The 21,652-nt window shown below is 48.7% G+C and carries 20 protein-coding genes; 7 read left to right on the top strand and 13 right to left on the bottom strand.

Features of this window, described 5'->3' with window-relative positions; genetic code table 11:
* Positions 1 to 77 precede the first annotated feature (77 nt).
* The 3 genes from R0134_RS03680 to R0134_RS03670 all read right to left on the bottom strand — a co-directional run bounded on the left by R0134_RS03680 (position 78) and on the right by R0134_RS03670 (position 2,191).
* Positions 78 to 377, bottom strand: a complete 300-nt coding sequence (locus R0134_RS03680; RefSeq protein WP_319783519.1) for a hypothetical protein — start codon at positions 375 to 377, stop codon at positions 78 to 80.
* An 811-nt stretch (positions 378 to 1,188) separates the two neighbouring features.
* Positions 1,189 to 1,497 carry a hypothetical protein gene (locus R0134_RS03675; protein WP_319783518.1) on the bottom strand — a complete coding sequence of 103 codons (309 nt, stop codon included), beginning with the start codon at positions 1,495 to 1,497 and terminating at the stop codon, positions 1,189 to 1,191.
* 394 nt (positions 1,498 to 1,891) lie between these two features.
* Positions 1,892 to 2,191 carry a hypothetical protein gene (locus R0134_RS03670; RefSeq protein WP_319783517.1) on the bottom strand — a complete coding sequence of 100 codons (300 nt, stop codon included), beginning with the start codon at positions 2,189 to 2,191 and terminating at the stop codon, positions 1,892 to 1,894.
* A gap of 351 nt (positions 2,192 to 2,542) precedes the next feature.
* Between R0134_RS03670 and R0134_RS03665 the strand changes: the two genes are divergently transcribed.
* Positions 2,543 to 3,598, top strand: a complete 1,056-nt coding sequence (locus R0134_RS03665) for a zinc-dependent alcohol dehydrogenase family protein (RefSeq protein ID WP_413641421.1) — start codon at positions 2,543 to 2,545, stop codon at positions 3,596 to 3,598.
* Between the two features lie 609 nt (positions 3,599 to 4,207).
* Here R0134_RS03665 and R0134_RS03660 read toward each other — a convergent pair.
* The 5 genes from R0134_RS03660 to R0134_RS03640 all read right to left on the bottom strand — a co-directional run bounded on the left by R0134_RS03660 (position 4,208) and on the right by R0134_RS03640 (position 8,831).
* On the bottom strand, positions 4,208 to 5,242 hold the full coding sequence (locus R0134_RS03660) for a YeiH family protein (protein ID WP_319783516.1): 1,035 nt from the start codon (positions 5,240 to 5,242) through the stop codon (positions 4,208 to 4,210).
* A 12-nt stretch (positions 5,243 to 5,254) separates the two neighbouring features.
* A complete protein-coding gene (locus R0134_RS03655) occupies positions 5,255 to 5,746 on the bottom strand; it encodes a universal stress protein (RefSeq protein WP_087037363.1) in 492 nt (163 codons plus the stop codon).
* Between the two features lie 66 nt (positions 5,747 to 5,812).
* Entirely contained in the window at positions 5,813 to 7,153 is a 1,341-nt protein-coding gene (locus R0134_RS03650; RefSeq protein ID WP_319783515.1) for a TRAP transporter large permease, read from the bottom strand.
* 2 nt (positions 7,154 to 7,155) lie between these two features.
* Positions 7,156 to 7,719 (bottom strand): TRAP transporter small permease, encoded by a 564-nt coding sequence (locus tag R0134_RS03645; protein ID WP_319783514.1) that lies wholly within the window; start codon positions 7,717 to 7,719, stop codon positions 7,156 to 7,158.
* Between the two features lie 98 nt (positions 7,720 to 7,817).
* Complete coding sequence (locus tag R0134_RS03640; RefSeq protein ID WP_319783513.1) at positions 7,818 to 8,831, bottom strand: TRAP transporter substrate-binding protein; 1,014 nt, start codon at positions 8,829 to 8,831, stop codon at positions 7,818 to 7,820.
* Between the two features lie 320 nt (positions 8,832 to 9,151).
* Here R0134_RS03640 and R0134_RS03635 point away from each other — a divergent pair, with 320 nt between their 5' ends.
* A complete protein-coding gene (locus R0134_RS03635) occupies positions 9,152 to 10,618 on the top strand; it encodes a PLP-dependent aminotransferase family protein (RefSeq protein ID WP_319783512.1) in 1,467 nt (488 codons plus the stop codon).
* 6 nt (positions 10,619 to 10,624) lie between these two features.
* Here the strand turns inward: R0134_RS03635 and R0134_RS03630 are convergent, their stop codons facing one another.
* Complete coding sequence (locus tag R0134_RS03630) at positions 10,625 to 12,070, bottom strand: FAD-binding oxidoreductase (RefSeq protein WP_319783511.1); 1,446 nt, start codon at positions 12,068 to 12,070, stop codon at positions 10,625 to 10,627.
* 45 nt (positions 12,071 to 12,115) lie between these two features.
* Positions 12,116 to 12,499 (bottom strand): nuclear transport factor 2 family protein, encoded by a 384-nt coding sequence (locus R0134_RS03625; protein WP_319783510.1) that lies wholly within the window; start codon positions 12,497 to 12,499, stop codon positions 12,116 to 12,118.
* A gap of 282 nt (positions 12,500 to 12,781) precedes the next feature.
* On the opposite strand from R0134_RS03625, the gene R0134_RS03620 reads away from it, so the two are divergent.
* The 4 genes from R0134_RS03620 (at position 12,782) to R0134_RS03605 (ending at position 16,287) form a co-directional block, all read left to right on the top strand.
* Positions 12,782 to 13,765: an AAA family ATPase gene (locus R0134_RS03620; protein WP_087037350.1), complete on the top strand. Its 984-nt coding sequence runs from the start codon at positions 12,782 to 12,784 to the stop codon at positions 13,763 to 13,765.
* Positions 13,762 to 15,498 (top strand): cobaltochelatase CobT-related protein, encoded by a 1,737-nt coding sequence (locus R0134_RS03615; protein WP_319783509.1) that lies wholly within the window; start codon positions 13,762 to 13,764, stop codon positions 15,496 to 15,498. Before R0134_RS03620 ends, R0134_RS03615 begins: the two co-directional genes overlap by 4 nt.
* A 68-nt stretch (positions 15,499 to 15,566) precedes the next feature.
* Positions 15,567 to 15,920, top strand: coding sequence for a Lin0512 family protein (locus tag R0134_RS03610; RefSeq protein ID WP_319783508.1), 354 nt, complete (start codon positions 15,567 to 15,569; stop codon positions 15,918 to 15,920).
* Entirely contained in the window at positions 15,913 to 16,287 is a 375-nt protein-coding gene (locus R0134_RS03605) for a Lin0512 family protein (RefSeq protein ID WP_319783507.1), read from the top strand. Before R0134_RS03610 ends, R0134_RS03605 begins: the two co-directional genes overlap by 8 nt.
* Before the next feature lie 321 nt (positions 16,288 to 16,608).
* Here R0134_RS03605 and R0134_RS03600 read toward each other — a convergent pair.
* The 3 genes from R0134_RS03600 to xsc form a co-directional block, all read right to left on the bottom strand.
* A protein-coding gene (locus tag R0134_RS03600; protein ID WP_413641447.1) for an IS630 family transposase occupies positions 16,609 to 17,633 on the bottom strand; the annotation gives its coding sequence in 2 pieces (ribosomal slippage) (positions 16,609 to 17,181 and positions 17,184 to 17,633; 1,023 coding nt in all).
* A 245-nt stretch (positions 17,634 to 17,878) separates the two neighbouring features.
* Complete coding sequence (locus tag R0134_RS03595) at positions 17,879 to 18,646, bottom strand: sulfite exporter TauE/SafE family protein (protein ID WP_319783505.1); 768 nt, start codon at positions 18,644 to 18,646, stop codon at positions 17,879 to 17,881.
* Between the two features lie 148 nt (positions 18,647 to 18,794).
* The gene (xsc, locus tag R0134_RS03590) at positions 18,795 to 20,630 is read right to left on the bottom strand and encodes a sulfoacetaldehyde acetyltransferase (RefSeq protein ID WP_319783504.1); all 1,836 of its coding nucleotides are present in this window, start codon (positions 20,628 to 20,630) and stop codon (positions 18,795 to 18,797) included.
* 193 nt (positions 20,631 to 20,823) lie between these two features.
* Between xsc and R0134_RS03585 the strand changes: the two genes are divergently transcribed.
* Positions 20,824 to 21,624 carry an IclR family transcriptional regulator gene (locus R0134_RS03585; protein ID WP_319783503.1) on the top strand — a complete coding sequence of 267 codons (801 nt, stop codon included), beginning with the start codon at positions 20,824 to 20,826 and terminating at the stop codon, positions 21,622 to 21,624.
* The last annotated feature ends 28 nt before the right edge of the window (positions 21,625 to 21,652 follow it).

Genomic DNA, 21,652 nt, shown 5'->3' with positions numbered 1-21,652 from the left:
AAAAAGGCGCTTGTTATACAAGCGCCTTTTATTAAACAGCACCAGTACTCAGCGCCAACCCAGCACACAGGCTAACCTCAGCATAAATCAGACATCAGCTCTTCGTGCTCATCCATCACATCATCAATCATCTGGCACAATGCCAAAGCATCTTTGCGTGAGAAATGCAGCGGTACATCACCGTTATCCTGCTTATCACACACCAACAACATACCCTCATAGGTGAGTTTAAAGTGTAGCTGCTCCACTTCACTGTAAATACGATGCTGCACTGCGGGTATCTCAATTTCCACAGTGCAACACGGATGAACCTTGATATTAACAAGCTGCTCGGTGTCGCCCTTCAAGGTATAGCAGCATTTTCTGACTAACATCATTAACTCCTTTTTACGACAGCCAAATAGGTCCTCAGCTGTACACAATCAAGATAGATTGTTGTTCATACACAAGTTAAGATTAGCTAAGTTAAAAAAAGTTGCTATTAAACAAGTACCCCATATGACGTTCATAAAAATAATCAGTATTATTAAGTAGTTAAAGTATATTTAAATACAATTAAAAACAGATGTATAACAGTACCCACTAAGGCGATGCTAAAAAAACAAAGGGACCCAAGAGAACACCTAACTTTAAATAAGCGGTAAAAAACACAAAAAAGTAAAAATGGATACAAATTCAGCAACAAACTTACAACCAAACACCATCTCGTCTGTTATTGGCTCTATGTTTATATGACAGCTGTATTTTGGTCATCTTCCTGACACACCTCTGGAGCTCGCCTTAAGGTTACCTGATTACCCACAAAGTTCAGCCATGTTTCAGTGAATTCAGCACCCATAAATTCACTAGGTTACAAGGATGTGCCTGCCTCTTCGGTAAAAATATGAGGCTCAGTTTGGTATTTTGACCTTGTAGGGGCCAATTTATTCGGCCCGGTTTGGTGTTTTGGTTTAAATCTAAACCTCAGTAACAGCCAGCAGAGCTGGCCTGCCGAATAAATTTGGCAGCTACAAAGAACAAACCGAAACAGGGTGCATTATGGCTGAGGTTCATACGTAATCAGGTAAGGTTAAGATTAGTTCTAGCCACTATATTTTCTCTACCCCTCAAAGATTAAATACTGATGCTCACCAAATCCCACTAAAAAAAGGGCCTGAATATCTCAGGCCCATGCAATATAAAATAAGTCTAATAGCATAAATCAGACATTAAAATTTCATGTTCTTCTTTGACTGCATCAATAGTTTGGCATAGCTCAAGAGCATCGCGATAAGAAAGATCTAAAATAATAGACTTCGACTCAACAGTATCTTTTGCGTAACACTCTAACAATACATTTTTTTCACTCGGCGTAAAATGTATTAACGCCAACTTACTTTTTATTCTCTGACCCATTTTCGGAACCGATATTACAATAGTACAACAGGGCTTAATTATAATCTCAGCATAAATAGTAGCATCGCTTTGCAGCGAATACCGACACTTTCTCGCTAACATGGTTGTCTCCTTTACTCTTGATATATTCCAAGAGAATAAATAAAACATCTGCCAACAAATAGAGCGTTTTTTATACAGCCTTTCAATAGTACATCATTTATAAGTACTTGCAAGCCAACAGCTCCAACCTCCCACATCGCGTGATCTGTAGGCTTTGTTCACAATAAGTCAGCAAGAGTGCATACACTTCCGACGGTTAAACATGCACCAAGCAGACATAACCAAGATCAGTATTGTTGGAAAGCAGAGCATATTAAGAAGACTATATAGCCGCATAGCTAAAATTTTCAGACTCACTCACCTCTCCTACCTTGCTATAAAAAACAAAAAAACACCTAACATCATAAGCAGGTGCTTTTTATAAATAATTTCTTATTAAATCCATATGGAGACCTTATAAGTCTGACATTAACCTTTCGTACTCTTGAATAACGTCATCAACCACGTCATAAAGATTAAAAGCATCTTTACGGGATAGCTGTAAGCTAACATCCTCAATTACACCACACCCTTTTTCACTACATACTAATAATACACCCTGTTGATTCAGCTTGAAGTGCACTCTTTCTAATTCAACAGTAAGGTGCTGATGTTTCTCAGGAATATCTACCTCTATCGTGCCACAAGGTTTGATAATAATATTGGCGTGGCAGTCACCATTTTGTAGCGTATAACTGCGCATTCTGCTTAACATACTTATCTCCTTGGAGTCGCCTCCAACACCTTCATCTATAAATAAGGTTCAGGGTAGTCGATTAAATTTTTCGCCCTGTAGCTTAATATTAGCTCAAAGCAGTAAGAACGTAATAATTTTCCATATGAGAAAATTAGAAGTGGCTGTGTGCTTCAAATACAGCTCCAAGCAGTTTTTGACGCTGAAAGGAGCAGCTAATCGACTAGATCCTAAAATCGAGTCCCATTGCTTATTAATTAAAGGTGACTAACTAAGCTTAACCGAGCCAGCCGCTCAATCTCAATATAGGTGGGTTATATAACGAGAATCCTAAGGCTAACTTCAAACAAGGATGTAAATGAGGAACTTGTCATGATGATGCCAGAAAAAATGCAGGCCGTAGTCTACGGTGGCCCAGGTGTCAAATCTTTAGAGACTGTCGCGGCCCCCAAAATTTTGCAACCAACCGATGCTATCGTAAAAATCGTTAAAACCACGATTTGTGGCACCGACTTACATATTCTTAAAGGCGATGTGCCAGCAGTGACGCAAGGTCGGATTTTAGGCCATGAGGGAGTCGGCGTAGTAGCAGAAGTGGGCAGCGCCGTTACCCGCTTTAAAAAAGGTGACCGAGTACTGATCTCTTGTGTCAGTGCCTGCGGTAAGTGTAATTACTGCAAAAAACAGCTCTATGCTCATTGCGAAGATGGCGGCTGGATTTTAGGCCACCTGATCGATGGTACTCAGGCTGAGTATGTACGCACCCCCCATGCAGATAACAGCTTATATCATGTACCCAATGGCGCCGACGAAGAAGCGCTAGTGATGCTCAGCGATATCCTACCCACAGGCTTTGAGATTGGTGTGCTCTATGGTGCTGTACAACCGGGTGATACGGTCGCCATTATTGGTGCCGGCCCCATAGGGATGGCAGCCTTATTAACGGCTCAGTTTTATTCACCGGCTCAGCTGATCATGGTGGACGTAGACGACTCACGCCTTGCCATGGCTAAAACCTTTGGTGCCACCCACACCATCAATAGCGCGACTCAAGATGCCGTGACCGAACTCATGGCCATGACCACAGACGGCATTGACGTGGTGATGGAAGCGGTTGGGATACCTGCCACATTCGATATCTGCCAAAGCGTAGTACGCCCGGGTGGGCATATCGCCAATATTGGCGTACATGGCACCAGTGTGGATTTACAGCTGCAAGAGCTGTGGATTAAAAACATCACTCTCACTACCGGCTTAGTAAACACTAACACCACCGCCATGCTGCTGAAAAACGTACAGTCGGGTAAATTAAGACCGGCTGAACTCATCACCCACCGCTTCGCCTTTAGCGACTTTATGCGCGCTTACGAGGTATTTGGCAATGCTAGCAAAGAGCAGGCACTTAAAGTAATCATAGATAATTCTTAAGCAATACCCGCAAGCCATTAGAAGCCTTGTTTACCCCTCACGGATGCGCGCAGGGCTGAGGAAGAAGACAGCAAGGATACTTGGCATGGGCTGCAACTCTCCTCTGTAGACGGAACCCTGTTTAGTACTGCCGATACCTCTGATGTAGCCGACCACTTCGGCTACATCAAGCACAGTAAAACTGTCTCATACTGAGTTGCGTAGTCAGTCAACTCTGGGAGTAACACAGGAGCTTTGGGAGCTTTACTTGCCTACAATCTGCTGCGCGTGGAGATCCGTCGCATCGTTCACGAAGCGGAGGTTTTTACTTTTCGGATCAGCTTTATGAGGGTATTGAGAGACATTCAGGATCAAGTGATGAGCGATAGCCTCGCCCTGCAGTATCCCGAACAAACTATGGGCCATGCCTGAGCGTGTGAAGCGCTATTTTCTGCCTAAAAAAGAAAACGGCCCCTAAATAGGACCGTTCGAATATCAAAAGCTCGGTACACCCTTGCGTTTAACCACGCTTAACTGAATGGTGTTCGCTTATAAAGGCAGGCTTCTGTTGCCAGTCTCGTTTATTTTATATCGGCATCTCGCTGGTCTTGGCATTGAATAAAACTGCCATCACAAACCCCCTAAGCCGAAGTAAATACACGCCATCACAAACACTAACAGGAATACCGTTTCTGCGACCATTAAGATCACCGGCTTCCACCCCACCACCGCCAGTTTCTGGAACGAGGTTTTAATACCCAGTCCTGCAATGGCCGCTACCAGACACCAGCGTGATAAATCAGTGGCCAACTCGGCTGCCATAGCGGGGATCCAGCCTAAGCTGTTGATCAGTACTATCAGCACAAAGGCGACAAGAAAGCCCGGTAGCATAGGGACTTTGCCGCTACTCCCCTCAGCACGGCTTTTACGGAACAGGAATATAAACACGACCACCGCCGGCACCAGCATAGCGACCCGTAATAACTTAACCAAGGTAGCAACAGCACCCGCATCTTCGGAAATCATATAGCCAGCACCCACGACCTGCGCTACATCGTGAATGGTGCCTCCCAGAAAAATACCCGCTTCGCTATCATTTAACCCCAGCATGCCCACAATCAGCGGATAGACAATCATCGCCACGGTAGACAGGGTCGTCACCGCCACCACAGTCATAATGGTGTTGCGCTCGTGGGTTTCATTGCGCGGCATCACCGCCGACAGGGCCAATGCCGCGGACGCACCACAAATGGCCACTGAGCCTCCGGTCAACAGCCCCATATCACGACTTAAACCCAGAATGCGAGCTAACAGAGCCCCGACGGCAATGGTCAAGGTCACGCCCGCGATCACCATCAATATTGGACCAATACCCAGTGCTGCTACTTCATCGAGGGTAATACGCACCCCTAACAACGCCACGCCAAGCCGCAGTATAGTGCGCGAGGTAAATTCCACACCGGCGAGGCAGCGCCCTTCTTCGGTAAGAAAATGCAGTGTCATACCAAACAGCAGCGCATACAGTAATGTAGGTCCGCCATAATGATCCGCAATAAAGGTGGTCGCTAAGGCAATGGTGACACAGATGATAACGCCGGGCATCAAGCGCTGCCCTGGTTCAATCAACCGCTTAAAGGAATACTTAGACATTTCAATCGTGGACATATTTTTTGCCTCCTATGGCCGCGCAACCGGAACAACCACTACTGGGACTTTGGCTCGTTTGATCACGCCCTTGGTGACCCTGCCGGCGTACGTCGCAATATAACTGCGTTTATTGGCCGCCATCACAATCAAATCGAACTTACCGATATTGGCAAAATGAGTGATCACTGATGCGGGATCTCCTTCCAAGACCGTTAGCGTGATCTCGCGATCCTTCATCGCCTCACGCATCTTGGGGAATCGCACCCAAAAGGCCTCCAGCTCCGCGGCTAACTTGTCGCGGGATTGCTCGATACGCTGCTCCATGAGTGAACCGAGCACATCGCGATCCCGGATATTCACTTTCAGGGTATTCATCACATCCTCTGCCAATGATTTAACCACGTGCAGAATATTCAGGCTGGAATCTGTGGCCAACGCGAGATTGATGCCATGTTCAATGACGTTATCGCAATTACCCCGCATGCCGATACTGCATAAAATACGGTTGATCTTCTTCGTCATGTTCGTCTCCTAAGCGATGTTCAGTACTCGCTGAACATCGCTAACCGTGTAATTAAAGGTGCTAACTCAGTAGCCCATGAGGGAAGGTAACCACAGTGACAATTGCGGGAAGTAGGCGATAACAAACACCGCCGTAATGGATGCTGCTGCGAACGGGAGCGCTTTAATCGATATTTCTTCTATCGAGGCCCCCCCGATCCCCGAGGCCACAAATAGGTTTTCACCCAATGGCGGCGTCTGGAAACCGATAGCTAACGAGCACACCACCACAATGCCCACATGCACAGGATCCATACCCAACATGTACATAATGGGCAGCAGTACCGGGGTCAAAATCATGATCGCGGCCAGTGTTTCCATGAACATGCCGACGAAGAGCAGGAAAAAGATGATCATCGCCCAGATAAGGTAGGTGTTATCGGTAAAGCCCAGCATGGAATCCGCAATGATCGCCGGTATCCGGTTCTCCACCAGCAGGCGGCCAAAGACGGTCGCAGTAAACAAAATCAGTAACACCCGTCCGGTAATCCAAGTGGTGGTTTCCAACGTTCGTAACGCCGACTTCAGCAGCAGTTCTTTATGCAGGAAGACACCCACAATTAGCGTGTACACAATAGCCACAATGGCCGACTCGGTAGGTGTAAACAGTCCAGTGTAGATACCGCCAAGAATGATAATTGGGGCCAACATAGACCAGAAGCCTTTGCGCAGCGCGGTCTTAATGTCACTAAAGGACCAGCTATCACTCAGCCCTCGGTAGCCTTTCTTGCGCGAAATAACGTAGTTAACGAGCAGCAGAAAACTGGCCATAACAATACCCGGTACCACACCGGCAATAAATAATTTAGGGATAGACAACGTCTGGAAGCTACCGTGCAAAGCCACGGCTTCCGGTGGTGGCTGCAAACCCATTCCAGAAATACCAAAGATAACCATCGGTATTGACGGCGGAATCACCACCCCCAATCCCCCCGAAGAAGCAGTAACCGCAGACGCATAGCCTTTGTTATAACCGCGATTCGCCATCGCGGGGATCATCAGCATCCCTACTGCAGCAGTGGTGGCAGGGCCGGAGCCAGAAATAGCGCCGAAGAACATACAGGCAAATATGGTTGCCGCACCTAGGCCACCGGTCATGGGGCCCGCAAACGCCTCAGCGATGTCCACCAGCCGTTTAGATATACCGGCTGCTTCCATCAAGGCCCCCGCCAGAATAAAAGCAGGCAGTGCCATTAATGGAAAAGCGCCCACTGATGTAAAGGCCATTTGTACAAAAGCCAGTGGGTTTTCACCTAGGGCCAGATAGGTTGCCAGAGCTGCCACAGCTAAGGAGACAGCGATGGGAGCACCCAACACCAGCAGCAAGAAAAACGCACCGAACAGGACGTAGATTAGTGTGGATTCCATGATTATTTTTCCCCCATGGACTGGTTATTTTCGCGTGCGGCTTCACTTTTGGTCATCTCATCGAGGGCTTTAGCCTCAGGATCGATAAGGTCTACCTTCTTCACAAAATGCAGATAATTATTCTGAATAATGCGTAGCGTCATAGCAGTGAAGGCAATGGGCAGAATAAAGTAGAAGTATTTCATTGGAACGCCCATGGTTTGGGACTTCCAGAACAAATTCATTTTATTGAATACGAAGTCGTAACTTAAATAGACAAAAAATGCGTTAAAGCCAATCCAGATAAGATCAGTGAGTACACCGCAAAAAGTCTCTACCCAAGGGGGGAAAAACTTAAATTGGAAGGTAACTCGATTATGAGCGGACATCTTTGTGGCATACGCAGCCCCCAAATAAGCAAACCAGACAAAAGCATAGGTCGCCAGCTCATCTCCCCACGGTATTGAATAGCTGAATATATTTCTCAGCACAATCTGGAGGAACAATAAAATAACAAAGACCACCAAGAGCAGCTGACAAAGATAGTTCTCGATATTATCGATGAATTTGAACAGATTTTTTTTCATACCAGCGGTCACCTAAAGAAAAGACTCCCGTCGCAATTCCCAAGCCAATCCGATAGATCAGCTTGGGAAGCTGCAACGATTTTGCGTGAGTTGTTGGGTTACTTTTCCGGTGCCGGCTCACGGCCTAGAACTTGTAATACGTTATCTAACTTGTCTTTGCCGCCGATGCTCTTATAAAATTTTGGCCAAATAGTAGAGGCTTTCGCAATCCACTCGCTTTCATTATCGGCAGGCTCGGTAATCGTCATGCCATGCTCTTCTACCAGACTCTTTTTGATCCCTGCCTCTTGGGCCAGCAAATAATCATAGCTGTGGTCAGTGGCAGCCTTACCGGCTTCAAGCACTGTGGTTTGCATGTCTGGACTCAGGCTCTGAAATTTACCTTCACCTATGACTAGCGGCTCCAGTGAAAACACGTAACAACTATCGGTAATATATTTCTGAACTTCGTAGAACTTCATCGCATCAATGGTGATGTAGGGGTTGTCTTGGCCATGTACCACACCCTGTTGCAATGCAGTAAAGGTTTCAGACCAAGCCATCGGGTTAGGGTTAACACCCCAGGCCTGATAAGAGGACATCATAATTTCGTTCTTCGGTACTCGAATGACCATACCTTTGAGATCTGCTGGGGATGACACTGGCCTGACCGAGTTGGTCAGTCGGCGACAACCCGAGTAAGCCCAGCCCACAATACGTACGCCAGCATCACGAATGGTGTTTTCCGTTAGTTCTTTGCCGACATCACCTTGAGTCAGAAGTTTGGCATCTTCCGCTCCGTGAATAACGTAAGGTAAGGTCAAAACGCCTACCGTAGGCGAGAATGGTGTGATGTTATTAATGGCCAAAATAGAAAGGTCAAGCAATCCCATGCTGGCATTATTAATGGTATCTTCCTCACTACCCAATTGGCTGTTGGCGAATAAGTTAACTTTGATCTTACCGTCGGTACGTTTCTCCATCTCCTCGGCAAAGTTTTCTCCAAGTTCATACTGGGTTCCACCCGCAGAATCACCAATGGCCATTTTCCAGGTTTCAGCCATAGCATTGGCGCTTAGTGCCAGACAGGCCGCTGAAACAATGGCAGGAAGTGCTAATTTATATGTACGCATAGTTATATATCCTGTTCTTGTTGTTGTTGTGAGGGTTTAGCTCTACTACTATCTCACCTGCTCTTTCCTTAGCTCGCTTACGCTATCTATGTTACTAATTAGTTTTAAATGTTTTAACGGTGTTAATTACTGTTAACACTTCCTTTTTACCCATTCCTGCCTTTAATCCATAGAGCCAACCAGCAACCATGTGTTGGGCCAGACCTATCTAATAGCGTAAAAATCTATCTCTTTATCCCCAGTACTTATTTTTCATTAGCCTTAATCACTGTGTCATACTTGAGCGCCACCATATCCAACAAGAATAGGGCCCATGCAACATGCTCCTTTTTCATCTAGACCCTAATCTGACCGAAACTCTGCAACGCCAGTTGCGCGAGAAAATAGCCAATGCCATTCTCGACGGGCAGATCCCTCTGGATAAAGCGCTGCCCTCCAGCCGCAAACTCGCTAATGAATTAAAAATCGCGCGTAACACCGTAGTTCTGGCCTACGAACAGTTACTTGATGACGGCTATCTGATTGCGAAAAGTCGCAGCGGTTATTTCGTCAACGCAGACATTCTGCAAGGTCACGCAAAAAAACAAATACGACTTAACGATATTGATGCCAAGCCCATGTCGTGGGAGACACTATTAACGGTCCGTCCTTCATTACAGCAAAATATTCGCAAACCTAAGGACTGGTATAATTACGACTACCCTTTTCTGTACGGCCAGCTTGACCCTGCTTTGTTCCCGACCCAGCACTGGCGCGAGTGCAGCCGAGATTCCATGAATGTACGGGCCATACGCACCTGGTCAGTGGATCACTTTGATGAAGACGACCCGTTACTGATTGAACAGATCCGTACCCGACTGCTGCCAAGACGCGGAGTGTGGGCTAAACCGGAAGAAATCCTAATTACGGTTGGCACCCAGCAAGCACTGTGGATGGTGGCTCAGCTATTACTCAAACCTGGCCGGCGCTTTGCTATGGAAAATCCCGGCTACGTAGACATGTATAATATTGCGAGCCTGTTGACCGAAGATATCCAATTGCAGCCAGTAGATGACCAAGGAATGCAGATTGATGACTCTTTGTCTGAGTGCCAACTGGTTTATGTCACACCGAGTCACCAAAGCCCGACTACCGTCACCATGCCGCTAGAGCGACGCAGGCAGCTATTGGATCTAGCAGAAAAAGATAACTTTCTGATCATTGAAGACGACTACAACAGCGAAATAAACTACGAGAGTAATCCTACCCCGGCGCTTAAAAGCCTAGACCGCCATGAGCGAGTTATTTACGTGGGTAGTCTGTCAAAGACACTCGCACCTGGGCTGCGTCTAGGATATATGGTGGCGCATCCGAAATTGATCCGAGAAGTGCGTGCGATACGGCGTCTGATGCTGCGTCATCCGCCCACTAACAATCAGCACACGCTGGCATTGTTTATTGAACGCGGCTATCACGATGTCTTGTTGCGCCAGATCCACCGCGCACTTAAACAACGCTGGGAGTGCATGAGCAAGGCTTTGCAAACCCATCTGCCCCAGTTCAGTACCCACTCTAATATCGGGGGGACTAGCTTCTGGCTGAAAGCGCCAGCAGGTCTGGATTTTCGTAAGCTACAAGCGTTAGCCCGAAAACAGAGCATTTTGATTGAGTGTGGCGATATTCATCACTTTGATAAGTCATGCAGTGCGCATTTACGACTCGGTTTTTCCGCCATACAGGCAGAAAAAATCGAGCCAGGCTTAGAACGCTTGGCTCGATTGGTACCGCTGGCGATGCGCGAACGCTAAGCCAATTTATGGTCGCTCGTCTTGGTGGCTGTACCAGCGATACAAGACGCTCTGACCCAATCGACGAAACGGCGCAAAGGCTTGAGACTCGACCATTTCCTTCACATTGGGGAAAGGTAGTTTAGAGTTGAAAATAGGCAGACTCATGTCTATTTTATCACCCGCAATCAGCTGGGCTAAACGCTTACCCGCCTGCGCCGAGTACATAACACCGTTACCGCCGTAACCCAGTGCGTAATACACCGTTTCTTTCGGATCGGGTTGAAAAATTCGCGGCATCATATCGTGACTGACATCCACCCATCCCCACCACGAATAGTCGATCTTCACTCCCTGCAGCAACGGAAATTTACGATGCATATCGCTGATCAGCATATTCTTGTACTTTTCCTGCGGAGCATCGCGGCCGGTAATGGCGCTGCGACTGCCGATCTGCAACCGATTGTCGGGTAACAACCGATAATAATGGCGTAAGATCCGGGTATCGGTAATCACCTGTCGCGTGTGCATATTACAAGCTGCAATTTCTTCATCGGTCAGTGGACGAGTCACAATAGAATTAGATAACACGGGCAGCAGACGGTTTTTTAACTGAGAGTGCAAACCTTGAGAGGTGTAACCACCGGTCGCCATCCCGACTGAACGCGCTTTCACCACACCTCCAGGCGTCGTCAAATAATGCACGCCGCCGCGCGTTTCCCAACTCTGCACCGGACTGGCAGGGTGAATTTTTACCCCCAAAGCCCGCGCTTTACGATGATAGCCGAAGGCCAACTTACCGGCGTGAATACCGATTCCCTCTGGTTCATGCATGGCGCCAACCGCTTCTTGGTCGCCAAACCAATCACGCTTAACCGTATCGGCATCCATAATCTGCGCATCGTAATTGAAGGTTTCACGCAGTAGTTTTGCTTCTTTTTCCAAGATTGGCATCTGTCGATCGCGGTGCGCTATATATAAGTGGCCACCGGGCTGCGGTTCACAATCAATATCTTTGATCAGCTCTTTAAAGTTTGCCATGCCATCAAGACATTCTTGATGCAGTTTATGCGCAATATCCAAACCATAACGGTCAATCCACTGTGAACGTTTTAGCCGGCCTGTCGCACACTGTGCTTGCCCGCCGTTACGGGTAGAACAACCCCAACTAGTGCGATTCGCTTCCAACACAGTGGCTTTAATGCCGTAGTTTTCTGCTAAGAAAATGGCAGCCGTCAGCCCAGTAAAGCCAGCACCAACAATCACGACATCTACGTCCATATCACCTTGCACCGGACCGTCATCTGCGGGTGGCTCACCTGCAGTGCCAATCCAATATGTTGGTGCATAGTCACGCCCCTGACCCGGCGTCTCGCTGGTAAGCGGATCGTAAGTGGGATCGTAAGGCTTCAACGGCGCGGTGCGCTGTTCAGTATCTACACCGGCTTGATTGTTCAAATCTACAGTTTCCATGACCGTTTCCCTATGATCGAGTTGTTAAGCTTTAGAGCAAGAGTCTCAAGCGTTAACAGGCGGGCGATTCTTGCGGAAAGCATTCTTAATGGCTATTTTTCCATCGCGAAATGTTAATACATCGATCATGCGCGCTTCGGTACGCAAGCCGTCAGCTGTGGTGCCTTTATAGGTGGTTTCCATAAATCCTTTGTCACCAATCACATAATATTCTCCATCTACCCAGCAGGCGTCCGGCGCATTTTTCCACGCGGTAGAAAGACCTTGGCGCACCGCATCGGGTCCCACAAAGCTAGTACCATGCAACTCATTGCCGGCCACGCCGTTAAACACACAATCGTCGGTCATCATGTCTAACAGCGCATCAATATCATGACGGTTGAGGGCATCGCCGAAAGCTTGAAGAAAAGCAACAGTAGGTTGGCTCATAGTGAACTCCACTTAAAATAAATTGGTAATGATTGTTCGCGCCCTAAGACGTGGCAAATCGAGTGCAAACAAGTCTACGTCACCGTTTTTTTATTCATTAGTGCCAGTTACAACACATTGTTTGGGCCAAAAACTAACAATCTCGCAACCAATAACAACAAACCAAGCAACGACACAGTTTTAACTAAAAATGAAACATAACGTTCCACTTTTAATGTTTATACTGGTAAGTTAAGCTAAATTTATAAAATATAACTCTGCGTTCGTCTCAAGGAGCAACACATGACAGATTTGCTAGGTAGCCAACAGCCCGACACCCTACGCTCGGTACGTGAACTCTTCGGTATCGACAGTGACTTAGAGGTGCCGGCTTTCAGCGAGCGGAATGAGTATGTTCCTGATATTGACGAGGCCTATCGCTTTAACCCAGACGTTACCTTGGCTATTCTCGCCGGCTTTACCCGTAACCGCCGGGTGATGGTTCAGGGTCTACACGGCACCGGTAAATCCACTCATATCGAACAAGTCGCGGCGCGCTTAAACTGGCCTTGCTTACGAGTCAATCTAGACGGTCATATCAGTCGTCTTGATCTGGTTGGCAAAGATACGATTGTGGTCAGAGACGGTGTTCAGGTCACAGAGTTCCAAGAAGGCATTGTGCCTTGGTCGCTGCAGCGCCCAATCGCGCTAATTTTTGATGAATACGACGCTGGCCGACCTGATGTTATGTTTGTTATTCAACGTATTCTGGAGCGTGATGGCAGTTTTTCGCTACTGGACCAAAACCGCGTCATTCAGCCACACCCCAGTTTTCGTTTATTCGCCACCGCCAACACCGTCGGCTTGGGTAACATGTCTGGCATGTACCAAGGCACTCAGGTGCTGAACCATGCCCAAATTGACCGCTGGAATATTGTGGCAAAACTGGATTATCTGAGCGCCAAAGAAGAGGCGGCGATCGTACTGGCCCGGGTGCCGGAAAAAAATACCGAACAAGGCCGTAAGCTGATTGATAGGATGGTGAGCGTGGCGGACTTAACGCGCAAAGGCTTTGCCGCCGGTGACATTTCCACGCTGATGTCGCCCCGCACCGTGATTACGTGGGCCGAAAACTGTGAGATTTTCCGTAACTCAGCGGTGGCCTTCAGGCTGTCATTCCTAAACAAATGCGACGATGCCGAACGCCAGATTGTGGCCGAATATTATCAACGCTGCTTTGATGAAGAACTGGACGAATCTTGGTTCAGGGAGTCACTTAGCATATGAGCAATCTAGCCCAGCAACAGGCCCGCCGCCAGCAACGGGTTGAAGAGCTGTGCGCCGCCTCCATACGAGCCCTTAGTGGTCACCCGGATCTGCATTTTCGTGGCAAAATGCTGTATCAGGGCGAGCGCAGTCTACCCATGCATGCGCCCCATCATCGCATCGATACCGCCGTAGCTTCTTTTGCCGATTGCCGTGCCGCAGCGGATGGCATGGCTTTGCGTCTAATGTACAGCGATACCAAATTACATCGAACGCACTGCCCGCCCAAACCCGTTGCGCGGCTGGTATTCGAGCTGCTAGAGCAATTGCGCGTCGAGGCATTGGTACCTGCACAACTCACTGGCATAGCCGCCAACGTGGAAGATCGTTTTGTGCGTTGGTCCCAAGACTTTTACCGCTCCGGTCACACCGAGAGCAACAGCGGTATTCTTTTATACACGGTCGCGCAAATGTGTTGGTCACGGCTTAATGCCCGCCAGGTGCTAGAGGAAACGGAAGATTTTATCGAAAGTACCCGTTTTTCGCTGGCTTCTTCGATGGGAACAGCGCTGTCGGGGCTACGCCGAAATCGACATCAACAAGTGGCATTTATTCCTCACGCGCTGGCTATTGCCGAGCTGGTGGACAGTATTATAGAAGCCCAACGTGCTGAGCAAGGCACAGACGATGACAACAGCAACGACGAAGACCAAGACGTACAATCAGGCTTTGCTCTGCTATTAGATTTTGATCAGGACGGTGATGACAGTGACGGCTTTGCCACTGCGCGCAGTGGTGCCAGCAGAGCTTATGGCGAGAACCAACAGGGCTATCAAGTATATACCTCCGCTTACGACCGCGAAGTAAAAGCCACCAGTTTGGTACGTGCGGCGCAACTGGAAGAATATCGAGAGCGCCTAGATAAAGGCATTAGCGAACAGGGCGTAAATATCCAGCGGCTGGCACGCCAGCTCGCTGCGATATTAGCGACTCCCCAACGTGATGGCTGGCTATACGGCGAGGAAGAGGGCCGCATTGATGGTCGCCGCTTGGCGCAACTGGTAAGCTCGCCCACCGAACGGCGTCTATTCTATCAGGAGCGTCAACGACCCGTTGCCGATTGCGTGGTCAGCATCTTGATTGACTGCTCAGGATCCATGCGCCACCAGATTGAGCCCATTGCCATGCTGGCTGATTGCTTGATCCGCGCCCTAGATATGATAGGTGCCAGCAGCGAACTACTGGGCTTTACCACCAACACTTGGAACGGCGGTAAACCTTATAAAGAGTGGATGCGCCAAGGCCGGCCACCCTATCCCGGCCGGCTCAATGAAACGTGCCACCTGGTGTTTAAGGAGGCTAATCGTGGCTGGCGTCGCTCTCGTCGTGATATTGCCGCCCTACTCAAAGGCGATCTATTTCGTGAAGGTGTTGATGGTGAGGCTGTAGACTGGGCCTGCAACCGTTTGCTAGCGTGCAGTGAAGCCCGAAAAATCCTCATTGTGATTTCCGATGGCAGTCCGGCAGACAGCGCTACCAACCTAACCAACGACGCTTATTACCTTGATAACCACCTGAAAGAGGTGCTCGCCCGCCGCGAACGCCAAAATGAAGTTGATATTTTGGGGTTAGGTGTGGGCCTAGATTTGAGCCCGTTTTATCGTCACTGTCTGGCTACCGATATGTCACAAGCGCTAGACAGTCATCTATTTGATGAAATCGTACAGTTGATTGGCCACCGTAAACGCCGTTAATAGCCCTTTGCTCGCGCATTTTCGGTGCAATCACACATCTAATACTGACTTACTAGAGGAACCATTTGATGGCAAAGACTCGTTTAGTGCACCAGTTTGGCATGGGCACCTCCATTCGCAGCCTCGATTACACCGAAGCCTGCGCCCGAGCCATTCGCGATGCGTTATGGCATAACTCTCTGAATGTCGCCGACGCTTTCGGCTTTCCTCGCGACGCCATGTTGATTGACGTTGAGCTCGGCGTACAACAACCTGAACAAGTGGACATTCAGGCGCTACTGGGCATCTTTCCCTATGGCAAACCACAAATCACAGTGACCAAAGGCGGGTTAGATATCGACAAACCCGATGGCAGTGGTACTTGCGTCATCGCTAATGCTGCGATTATTGTTTCCTTCGATATGGAGCCCAATCATGACTGAACAACGCATTATTTTGGAGATGGGGAGTGGTAATTCGCTGTACCGAGAAGACTACACTGAAGCCGCTTGTCGTGCGGTACAAGATGCGCTGCGCCACTCATCAATCGTGCTTTTCAAATCATTGGGCTATGAACACAGTCAGATGCGGGTGCAAGTAACGATTGGCGTGCAACGACCCGATCAAGTAGATTGCGCCACCGTTGCCGCTACCCTGCCTCGCGGCCGTGCTGAAGTAACCGCGGTGCACGGTGGTCTGAATGTTCATGACTCTGATAACAACAATACCCACGTTATCGCTACCGCAGCGGTTGCCGCGTTTCTGCCGATTAAAGCTGGTGCATGGAAACTGTCGTCACCCAACAGCTAATAACTCCCCTAACAACTACTCCAATTAATATCACTGTGCTAATGGGCGGAGCCCTTCCGCCCTTATCAACTCTTACTACATGTCATACCAATCTAAGTAAGTATGTGTTCTGTTTACATTAAGCCAAAAATCATAGCGCCAAACCTAAAGAGCCATTTTTGCCACGCTTCTTTGTTTACGAGAGTCACGGACGCAGTTCACGTGCGACAAGTATTAACAGCAACAGCGCCGAGCTCAAGACCAACACCGAACCTGCCCTATACCGTCTTACCGGGCCCGTCCCGGTATCTGCTTTTGCTTTAATACCAATTACATTAATTATTAAGTCAGATTTATCCAGCTTCGATGACAAAGCGACTTCACCCGTTCTACGTCGGTAATAAAGTGCTGCCATGCTGATGTGCAGGCATCAATAATGTCGTTGTAATCATTAAAGCAACGATTGGCCAGTGTATGTTGCCGGAGCCAGCTCCACACTTGTTCGATAGGATTCAGTTCAGGAGAGTAAGGGGGCAACTTAATCATAGTGAGATTGGGAAACGCATTGGCGCACTCAGCAGTGTGCCACCCCGCGCCATCCATGATGACCACGGCATGTCGACCGGGCTCGGTACGGGCTGATATCAGCGCTAAATGTACTTTCATCATCTCTCGATTAACGACTGGGCTCAGTAACGCCTCTGTCGCTCCCGTTGCTGGACACACAGCACCAAAAAGATACGCATACTCAAATTGTTGCTGCTGAACGGCCCTTGGTCGACTGCCGCGTTTAGCCCATAAACGCGTGGTCGTATTCTGCTGCCCAAATCGAGCTTCATCTTGAAACCAAACATCGACTTTGCTGAGTGCAACGTGGCCGGGAATGCTAAGAATGGTCTCTAGTTTGAACTTTTTTTAAAAAGTTCTTGTGCTAACTCATCCCCCTTAGGATGGCGTGAACGGCTGGTTATCCAAGAAAACCCGAGTTGGTGGACCAGACGATATATATTGGCTATCTGATAAGACACACCAAATTCTTTCTCAATATAGGCTTGAATATCCAGTCCTTGTAACCGCCCACCACTGGTATCTCGACTTTGTTGTTCGATATAGTCACTCAGTTGAGATAGTTGTTCAGTTGTAAGGTGAGTTGGACAGCCCGAAGGGCGAACACTGTCGAGTCCCGCTAAGCCATGAAGTAGAAAATTGGCTACCCATCGATTAACACTATTACGATTAACTTTGAGAAATCGCGCGATATCAGTTCGGGAATGACCTTCTTGGAAATGCGCTAATGCGAGTAGTCGCATACGTTTACGAGCATTGGTTTCTGCCTTGGCCAGCGCCACAAAGTCGGTATTCTTGATAGAGTCGGACATAGTTAAGTACCGATAACGATAAAAGCCTAGTAATTATATTAGACTATATCTTTAGTATAATTGGTATAAAACCCTAAAACGAGATCCTGACTTTCGTCAGGATGACGGCGTAAAGATAAACGCCAGACCCGTCCTTACTATAAAAAGTACTTTCTGATCTGATTACTATTTTTCCGTGGGTTTCGCGGGTTTCGTTGCAAAAGACCTTGATCAGTTAGTTTTCCAGATTGGGATCAGCTAAATAAGCCGGCAACGATCAGTGACACACCAATTAGCATCAGTATTATAAACACCAAACGGCGCATGGTTGCTACAGAGAATGGCGGCGGCCAATGCCGACCAATCCAAGTGGCCACCGCTATCACCGGGAATGCCCAAACCGTAAGCGTGAGAATATCCATATTCATTTCCCCTCGTCCCACCACAAACAGGGTACGTAACCCCGAGGTGACGGCAAACATCAGTATCAGGGTATTTCGAATACGAATGAGTTCTAGCGGCTGACGATAGTAGTGATAGATAAGCGGCGGCCCCGCAATGCCAAACAATCCCCCCAAGAAACCCGACAAGCCACCAAACAAGACAAAGCTAGCGCGACTCGCCACCTGTTCCTGACGATTGGCTTTAAGCAGTAGCCCAGCGGCAGCATATAAAATCACCAACCCCAGCAGAATTTGTACGACGGTAGCGGCACCGTCACTCAAATAATCCAACAGCAGCACGCCGACGACGATGGTGGGTATGATACCCAAGGTTGTGGCACGCACTGATGGCCAGTGTACATGGTGCAAACGTCCGGGTAACGCCACCACGCAGTTGACAAGCGTCATCAGACTAATCACAGCGGCAACCGTCGCAACTGGCGCTATGCCCAGTCCACCCGCCAGCCCCATCACAATCATCCCTAAGCCAAAACCGGTCACGGTCTGAAAATAACCGGCGAAGCCTGCAATGATTAGAAATAACCAAGGTGCCTCAATAATGAAGTTTATCAATTTCATTCACTCCGATAGGCCGCGACGATTGCCGAGTGCTGTTGAGTATTTGTTTGCATGGTGTCCGCCTGTAGGGCCAATAACGCCAGCATAACCAAAAAACCCCCGGCATGCCGGGGGTAAGGAGAGTTATGATTTATTCAACAACCAAGTGTTATACGTAGTCTTGATACTTCTCAAGCAGGCGCACTGGCTTCTTCAGTGCGTCACGGCGGAAGGGGTCACCCAGCTCACGGGTACACATCACTTCGATAACCGTCGTTTTACCTTCGTTCATCTGCATGCTGACGGCTTTTTTCAGCGCCGGGCCCACATCTTCTAAACGGTCGACTGTGATACCTTCCGCACCCATAGCGCGTGCGATTTCAGCAAAGCTCTGGTTGTCCAATTCACCGGCCACAAAGCGACGGTTGTAAAACTCAACCTGGTTCTTCTTCTCTGCACCCCATTGGCGGTTGTGGAATACCACGACTGTTACTGGAATGTCATGACGTACTGCGGTCATCGTTTCCATCAAGCTCATACCCCAAGCGCCGTCACCGGTATAAGCAATCGCTGGACGCTCAGGAGCGGCAACTTTAGCTCCCATAATAGTTGGGAAAGCGTAACCACAGTTACCGAAGCTCATTGGTGCAAAGAAGCTGCGTGGCGTTTCGAAACGTAGGTAGCTGTGAGCCACCGCGTTAATGTTACCGATGTCGGTAGACACCATCACGTTTTCTGGCATTGCTTTTTCCAGCTCGCGCAATACTTGGCGCGGGTGCAGGTAAGTACCACCAGAGAACGGCGTTTCGCCTTTCGCTTCTTCAATCGCATCAAGGCTGAATGCGTCAGTTTCGTGCGTCCACTCGTCCAGTTCTTTCTCCCACGCTGCTTTCTCGCTAGCGATAAGGTCAGCACGCTCTGTACGGGTGGCATCACACACCAACTCACGCTCATTCAGGCGCTCGGTCAGGGCTACCGCTGCATCTTTAGCATCACCACAAATACCGACTGCAATCTTCTTCACCAGACCAAGCATTTTATTATCGGCATCAATCTGGATGATTTTTGCATCCTTCGGCCAGTAGTCCATACCGTGCTGCGGCAAAGTGCCAAACGGTCCAAGACGGGTACCTAACGCCAGTACTACGTCGGCCTTGGCCATCAATTTCATGCCTGCTTTCGAGCCCTGGTAGCCTAAAGGGCCTGCCCACAATGGGTGGCTAGCAGGGAAGGAGTCGTTGTGCTGGTAGCTGTTCACTACAGGAGCACCCAAACGCTCAGCTAATGCTTTACATTCTTCCATGCCATCAGCCATTACCACACCACCACCGGAAATAATAACCGGGAACTTGGCGTTAGCTAACAGCTCAGCGGCTTCATCCAGACTCTTGGCTCCACCAGGACCACGATCTAAACGTGCAGGCTTAGGGATTTCAGCTTCAATTTCACCGTAAAAGTAGTCACGAGGGATATTCAGCTGAGTGGGTCCAATTTCTGACATAGCACGGTCAAAACAACGACCTGTGTATTCTGCCATACGCGATGGATGAGTAACGTGACCCTGATACTTTACAAACTCTTGGAACATTGGCAGCTGGTTACACTCTTGGAAACCCCCTAAACCAATGCCCGTTGTTCCTGTTTCTGGCGTGATGATGACCACTGGGCTGTGTGCCCAAAAAGCAGCAGCAATACCAGTAACACTGTTAGAGACACCAGGGCCATTCTGACCAATAAGGACACCATGGCGACCAGATACACGGGCATAACCGTCGGCCATGTGTGCCGCACCTTGCTCGTGTACTACCGGAATCAAACGGATGCCGGCTGGAGCGAAAATATCCATTGCATCCATAAAGGCCGAGCCCATGATACCGAACATATCGGTCACGCCATTGGCCACCAGCGTTTCTACAAACGCTTCAGAAGGTGTCATCTTCTGCATGCCCTCCACTACTTGGCGGGTATCTGTTTTCTGACGGATTTCTGTGTTGTTAGTGCTCATGAGTTATCTCCAGAGTAGCCTCAAAGCCAGCCGATCAAAGTTTCATTTTTTTGTTCGTTTCATTCCGAAAAGCGGAACGTGATTCAAACTTAACCTTATCCGAACCTAACGTCAACATAGATTTCACAATTTAGTACAAATTGCTTTGTTTTATGAAATAAAACATAATCATTACCACAATGAGGATGGCACTATGACCAACACTAAAGCTGGTAGACACCGTTTAGAAGGCGGAACTCCCACCCAGCGCCTGCTCGCGCTGTTAGAGGTAATTTCCGAGAAAGATCAATTTGTTACGCTGCAAGGACTGGTAGAAGAAACCGGTATCCCTAAGCCGACGCTGCACCGCATGCTGCAGCAGCTAGAAAGCTCTGGCATGTTGCAGCGAGAAGCTGACGGGCGGCACTACAGCCGCGGCGCGCGCTTACGCCGATTGGCAGAAAACCTGCTGTTAAACGACACCGTAGGTGGGGCGCGGCACGCCATACTGGCCTCGCTAGGGGAAGAAATAGGAGAAAGCTGCAACATTACCGCGCTATCCGGCGGCGAAGTGCTGTATCTGGATCGGGTAGAAACGCCGGCGCCCCTGCGTTTTTATTTGCAACCCGGCTCACGAGTGCCCGTGCACTGCTCTGCCAGTGGCAAGCTGTTCTTAGCACAAATGGCTCCAGCGCAACGGAAGCGCTTGCTCGCCGATATGCCGCTAAAGAAATTTACCCACAACACGCTCACTGATTTTAATGCGCTTGAGCTGGAAATTGAGACGGTAAAGCAACAAGGTTATGCGTTTGACGACGAAGAGTTTTTGCCTGGATTACTATGCATTGCGGTACTGGCTTCTAACCCTAACGGCGTATCCAATATCGGTGTGGCCATGCAAGCTCCCATCATGCGAGTGACACGCGAGCAAGCCCTTGCCTTTTTGCCCGCGTTGCAACGGGCTGCGGATGCCATTGCGACCATCTGCCAAGACGGCGCATCCACTAGTAGTTAGGTATGAGCATATTGCCCTATTGGCTTGG

This window comes from Oceanisphaera sp. IT1-181 (genome assembly GCF_033807535.1).
GTDB lineage: Bacteria > Pseudomonadota > Gammaproteobacteria > Enterobacterales > Aeromonadaceae > Oceanimonas.
This window is presented reverse-complemented; position numbering and strand designations above follow the sequence as displayed.

What these genes read in the sequence shown, in the direction of transcription:
- R0134_RS03655 (WP_087037363.1), bottom strand. Translation starts at nt 5,746, where the DNA reads ATGACGAAGAAGATCAACCGTATTTTATGCAGTATCGGCATGCGGGGT.
- R0134_RS03605 (WP_319783507.1), top strand. Translation starts at nt 15,913, where the DNA reads ATGACTGAACAACGCATTATTTTGGAGATGGGGAGTGGTAATTCGCTG.
- R0134_RS03630 (WP_319783511.1), bottom strand. Translation starts at nt 12,070, where the DNA reads ATGGAAACTGTAGATTTGAACAATCAAGCCGGTGTAGATACTGAACAG.
- R0134_RS03585 (WP_319783503.1), top strand. Translation starts at nt 20,824, where the DNA reads ATGACCAACACTAAAGCTGGTAGACACCGTTTAGAAGGCGGAACTCCC.
- R0134_RS03640 (WP_319783513.1), bottom strand. Translation starts at nt 8,831, where the DNA reads ATGCGTACATATAAATTAGCACTTCCTGCCATTGTTTCAGCGGCCTGT.
- R0134_RS03610 (WP_319783508.1), top strand. Translation starts at nt 15,567, where the DNA reads ATGGCAAAGACTCGTTTAGTGCACCAGTTTGGCATGGGCACCTCCATT.
- R0134_RS03645 (WP_319783514.1), bottom strand. Translation starts at nt 7,719, where the DNA reads ATGAAAAAAAATCTGTTCAAATTCATCGATAATATCGAGAACTATCTT.
- R0134_RS03675 (WP_319783518.1), bottom strand. Translation starts at nt 1,497, where the DNA reads ATGTTAGCGAGAAAGTGTCGGTATTCGCTGCAAAGCGATGCTACTATT.
- R0134_RS03680 (WP_319783519.1), bottom strand. Translation starts at nt 377, where the DNA reads ATGATGTTAGTCAGAAAATGCTGCTATACCTTGAAGGGCGACACCGAG.
- R0134_RS03650 (WP_319783515.1), bottom strand. Translation starts at nt 7,153, where the DNA reads ATGGAATCCACACTAATCTACGTCCTGTTCGGTGCGTTTTTCTTGCTG.
- R0134_RS03670 (WP_319783517.1), bottom strand. Translation starts at nt 2,191, where the DNA reads ATGTTAAGCAGAATGCGCAGTTATACGCTACAAAATGGTGACTGCCAC.
- R0134_RS03660 (WP_319783516.1), bottom strand. Translation starts at nt 5,242, where the DNA reads ATGTCCACGATTGAAATGTCTAAGTATTCCTTTAAGCGGTTGATTGAA.
- R0134_RS03620 (WP_087037350.1), top strand. Translation starts at nt 12,782, where the DNA reads ATGACAGATTTGCTAGGTAGCCAACAGCCCGACACCCTACGCTCGGTA.
- R0134_RS03625 (WP_319783510.1), bottom strand. Translation starts at nt 12,499, where the DNA reads ATGAGCCAACCTACTGTTGCTTTTCTTCAAGCTTTCGGCGATGCCCTC.
- xsc (WP_319783504.1), bottom strand. Translation starts at nt 20,630, where the DNA reads ATGAGCACTAACAACACAGAAATCCGTCAGAAAACAGATACCCGCCAA.
- R0134_RS03595 (WP_319783505.1), bottom strand. Translation starts at nt 18,646, where the DNA reads ATGAAATTGATAAACTTCATTATTGAGGCACCTTGGTTATTTCTAATC.
- R0134_RS03665 (WP_413641421.1), top strand. Translation starts at nt 2,543, where the DNA reads ATGATGATGCCAGAAAAAATGCAGGCCGTAGTCTACGGTGGCCCAGGT.
- R0134_RS03615 (WP_319783509.1), top strand. Translation starts at nt 13,762, where the DNA reads ATGAGCAATCTAGCCCAGCAACAGGCCCGCCGCCAGCAACGGGTTGAA.
- R0134_RS03635 (WP_319783512.1), top strand. Translation starts at nt 9,152, where the DNA reads ATGCTCCTTTTTCATCTAGACCCTAATCTGACCGAAACTCTGCAACGC.